The organism is Vibrio sp. V42_P2S4T144, assembly GCF_009904715.1.
Lineage (GTDB): Bacteria > Pseudomonadota > Gammaproteobacteria > Enterobacterales > Vibrionaceae > Vibrio > Vibrio alginolyticus.
In genome coordinates this window covers 1-4377 of the sequence record NZ_WXWS01000391.1, presented here as the reverse complement: position 1 = coordinate 4377, position 4377 = coordinate 1, and the positions used below count along the sequence as shown (strand labels likewise).

At 44.2% G+C, this 4377-nt stretch carries 4 protein-coding genes; all 4 read left to right on the top strand.

Annotated elements, in window-relative coordinates; genetic code table 11:
- Positions 1-23: 23 nt before the first annotated feature.
- The 4 genes from rpsO to CAG68_RS13125 all read left to right on the top strand — a co-directional run bounded on the left by rpsO (position 24) and on the right by CAG68_RS13125 (position 4342).
- The gene (rpsO, locus tag CAG68_RS13140; protein ID WP_005380094.1) at positions 24-293 is read left to right on the top strand and encodes a 30S ribosomal protein S15; all 270 of its coding nucleotides are present in this window, start codon (positions 24-26) and stop codon (positions 291-293) included.
- 292 nt (positions 294-585) lie between these two features.
- Positions 586-2721, top strand: a complete 2136-nt coding sequence (gene pnp, locus CAG68_RS13135) for a polyribonucleotide nucleotidyltransferase (RefSeq protein ID WP_005380098.1) — start codon at positions 586-588, stop codon at positions 2719-2721.
- A gap of 178 nt (positions 2722-2899) precedes the next feature.
- A complete protein-coding gene (nlpI, locus tag CAG68_RS13130) occupies positions 2900-3820 on the top strand; it encodes a lipoprotein NlpI (RefSeq protein WP_005380101.1) in 921 nt (306 codons plus the stop codon).
- A 99-nt stretch (positions 3821-3919) separates the two neighbouring features.
- On the top strand, positions 3920-4342 hold the full coding sequence (locus CAG68_RS13125; RefSeq protein ID WP_005380103.1) for a MarR family winged helix-turn-helix transcriptional regulator: 423 nt from the start codon (positions 3920-3922) through the stop codon (positions 4340-4342).
- Positions 4343-4377 lie beyond the last annotated feature (35 nt).

The following is a 4377-nucleotide window of genomic DNA, read 5'->3' as shown; positions in this document are numbered from 1 at the left end:
CCTACTCTTATTAGGAGAGAATTATGTCTCTGAATGCAGAAACTAAAGCAGCAATCGTTGCAGAATACGCACAAGGCGAAGGCGACACTGGTTCACCAGAAGTTCAAGTAGCTCTACTTACAGCTTCTATCAACCACCTACAAGGTCACTTCAAAGCGCACAAAGGCGATCACCACAGCCGTCGTGGTCTTCTACGCATGGTTTCTCGTCGTCGTAAGCTTCTAGATTACCTAAAAGGTAAAAACCTAGCTCGCTACCAAGACCTAATCAAACGTCTAGGCCTACGTCGCTAATCAGCGACTGCATAGCAGTTTGTCTAAAAAGGGGCTTTATGCCCCTTTTTTGTTGCCTAAATTTAGCCAAATTAGACTTATGCCGTTATAATACTGGCGGCTAAACCTTGTAAGAGGTTTTCTCAAAAGCTCATAGCATTACAGTCAACCACGTCGACCAAAAGGTCGCGACTATTCAAAAGGAATTTCCGAGTTTCTTTTTACTAGTCGCGATTCGTAATGCCTTGAGTGTCAATTAACACATCTAAGATTTCTTTAAGCACTAAAGGAAGATTAGAAACAAGGAATAACAATGTTCGAAAAACCAGTTGTTAAAACGTTCCAGTACGGTAACCACACAGTTACTTTAGAAACTGGCGTTATTGCACGTCAAGCTACAGCAGCAGTTATGGTCACAATGGATGATACGTCTGTATTCGTATCTGTTGTAGGTAAAAAAGAAGCCGTTGCAGGTCAAGACTTCTTCCCACTAACGGTTAACTACCAAGAGCGTACTTACGCTGCGGGTAAAATCCCAGGCGGCTTCTTCAAACGTGAAGGTCGTCCTTCTGAAGGCGAAACGCTAACAGCTCGTCTAATCGACCGTCCAATCCGTCCGCTATTCCCAGACGCGTTTAAAAACGAAGTTCAGGTTATCGCGACAGTAATGTCTGTAAACCCAGATGTTCAGCCAGATATCGTTACAATGATCGGTACTTCTGCTGCTCTTGCTATCTCTGGCATTCCATTCAACGGCCCTATCGGTGCGGCGCGTGTTGGTCATATCGATGGTCAGCTTGTACTTAACCCTAGCCAAACTGAACTAGAAACTTCTAAGCTTGACCTTGTTGTTGCAGGTACAGAGTCAGCAGTACTGATGGTTGAGTCAGAAGCGGACAACCTAACTGAAGAAGAAATGCTAGCGGCGGTTGTTTATGGTCATGACCAACAACAAGTTGCTATTCAAGCTATCAACGAATTCAAAGCAGAAGTTGCAACTCCTGCTTGGGATTGGGTTGCTCCTGAAGAGAACACAGCGCTTAAAAATAAGATTGCTGATCTAGCAGAAGCTAAACTTGTTGAAGCTTACCAAATTACTGAGAAAATGGCTCGTTACGACCGCATCCATGAGATCGCTGCGGAAGTAAATGAAGTTCTTCTTGCTGAAGATCCTGAAGCAGACACAAAAGAAATCCACACTATCTTCCATGATCTAGAGAAGACAGTAGTACGTAGCCGTATTATTGCAGGTAACCCTCGTATCGATGGCCGTGAAAAAGACATGGTTCGTGCACTAGATGTACGTACTGGTGTTCTTCCTCGTACTCACGGTAGCGCGCTATTCACTCGTGGTGAAACTCAGGCGATCGTTACGGCAACGCTAGGTACTCAGCGTGATGCTCAAATCATCGATGAGCTAACTGGTGAGCGTAAAGATCACTTCCTACTGCACTACAACTTCCCTCCATACTGTGTAGGTGAAACTGGTTTTGTAGGTTCTCCTAAGCGTCGTGAAATCGGCCACGGTAAACTGGCGAAGCGTGGTATTGCTGCAGTAATGCCTTCTGTTGATGAGTTCCCATACACAGTACGTGTTGTATCGGAAATCACTGAATCTAACGGTTCATCTTCAATGGCTTCAGTATGTGGTACTTCTCTTGCGCTTATGGACGCAGGTGTACCAATCAAAGCATCTGTTGCTGGTATCGCAATGGGTCTTGTTAAAGAAGGTGACGATTTCGTTGTACTTTCTGACATCCTTGGCGATGAAGACCATCTAGGTGACATGGACTTTAAAGTAGCAGGTACTAACACTGGCATCACTGCACTTCAAATGGACATCAAGATCGAAGGCATCACTAAAGAAATCATGCAAATTGCGCTTAACCAAGCTCAAGGCGCACGTAAGCACATCCTATCTGTAATGGATGAAGCAATCTCTGGTGCTCGTGAAGACATCTCTGAATTTGCTCCGCGTATTCACACGATGAAGATCAGCGCTGAGAAGATCAAAGACGTTATCGGTAAAGGTGGTGCAGTTATCCGTGCTCTAACTGAAGAGACTGGTACAACTATCGAAATCGAAGACGACGGTACTATCAAGATTGCGGCAACTGAAGGCACTGCTGCGAAAGAAGCTATCCGCCGTATCGAAGAGATCACTGCTGAAGTTGAAGTGGGCCGTATCTACACAGGTAAAGTTGCACGTCTAGCAGACTTCGGTGCATTCGTAACGGTTCTTCCAGGCAAAGATGGTCTTGTACACATTTCTCAAATCGCAGAAAAACGCGTAGAGAAAGTGTCTGACTACCTAGCTGAAGGTCAAGAAGTTCAAGTTAAAGTTCTTGAAATCGACCGCCAAGGCCGTGTACGTCTAAGCATGAAAGAAGCGGTAGAAAAGCCAGCTGAAGAAGCTGCTGCTGAAGCACCGGCTGCTAAAGACGAGTAAGACAAAATGAGACTTTCAGCCTTTTATTAGATTAAGGGCCTGAAAGCATGTTATAAAAGGGGAGCATTTTCGCTCCCCTTTTTTGGTTTGTTTCGATGTATTAACCTCAAACGAGGTTATCGCCTATATTGCATTAAGAGAAACAAATCTTGAGCGGTCCAAACAGGAGTATCAATTAGTGAAATGGTTTCAAACCGCAATTTTATGTGTTGCTATCGCGCTGACCGGTTGTGCAAATACTTCTCAACAATCAGCACAAAAGTGGTTATATCCACCGATGGCGGTGCCACTTCAGCCTAGTGTTCAACAAGAAGTACAAATCGCGCGTCTCTCGCAGTTGCTACAACGTCCCGACCTTAGTGATGAAGTGCGCGCTAAAATGCATTATGAGCGCGGTAGCTACTACGACAGCGTTGGTTTGCGTGATCTTGCCCGTTTGGACTTTAACCAGTCTTTGCAGTTGAATCCTGCTCAGCCGGACATCTTCAATCTTTTGGGAGTATACTTTACCCAAGTAGGAGAGTTTGATGCGGCATATGAAGCGTTTGACTCGACCATAGAGTTGGCTCCTGATAATACCTATGCTGAGCGCAACCGTGCGATTGCACTGTATTATGGTGGCCGAATCGATCTCGCTTTAGAAGATATGACCAAGCATTATCAAGAAATGCCAACGGATCCTTTTCGTTCATTATGGCTGTACATCATCGAAGCTGAGCAAAATCCAGAGCAAGCAAAAGCCAATCTTCAACAGCGTTATTTACGAGATCGTAGTGAAGAGTGGGGATGGGTTCTTGTTGCCATCATGCTACGAGACGTCTCGGACGAAGACGCGCTTAAAGCAATTATGGATGGAACGAGAGAGAACTATCGCCTAGCTGAACGATTGACGGAAACGTATTTCTACCTTGGAAAGCGTAATCAGCTTGAAGGTGATATCGCAAGTGCCATCTCACTTTATAAGCTCGCGATTTCGTTCAACGTTTACGATTATGTTGAGCATCGCTATTCTTTCTTGGAGTTGGCGCAAATTTACGATCAATTACAGCAAGATAGATTGGCCAAGTTAAAGGCTGCCAAGAAGCTGGAAATTGAATGATTTAGAGCCGCTCGATGAGAGCGGCTTTTTTTATGATTGAACTTGATGAGTGACTCATTTAAAATAGTTAGTCTTGCTAACTAAGTGGTGGTGGCTTTTATGGCATTAGAAGAAAGCTTGATTGATTTAGAGCGTTTTTGCGCCAAAGCTTGGCGTGTCTATGCCAAAGAAGATCCATTATCACATCTAAGCTTTAATGAGTTCGATTATTTACGTGTGATTCAGGTTTACCCTGAGGGTGTGCGAATAACCGATCTTGCAGAAGAGCTGCAAGTGACTAAGCCTTCCGCATCGACAATGGTTGTGCGTTTGGAAAAAAAGGGTTTGGTGAAACGCATCGCATGTAATGAGGATGCTCGTGCTAAGCGTGTGTTGCTTACGGAAGAAGTCGCAGAAAAAATGTCTTTGGAGCAGGTAGTGTACAAAGATATCTCTGACCAAATGATGCAACAATTAAATCAGCAAGAAGCTGAACAGTTACAAGCTTTATTGAATAAAGCATTGAGTAATAAGTCATTTTAAACTAAAGCAAAGGCCTCAGCTGTATGGTTTAGTTT

Excerpts from the sequence above, each read along its gene's own strand:
- pnp (WP_005380098.1), top strand. The coding sequence starts at position 586 with ATGTTCGAAAAACCAGTTGTTAAAACGTTCCAGTACGGTAACCACACA.
- CAG68_RS13125 (WP_005380103.1), top strand. The coding sequence starts at position 3,920 with ATGGCATTAGAAGAAAGCTTGATTGATTTAGAGCGTTTTTGCGCCAAA.
- rpsO (WP_005380094.1), top strand. The coding sequence starts at position 24 with ATGTCTCTGAATGCAGAAACTAAAGCAGCAATCGTTGCAGAATACGCA.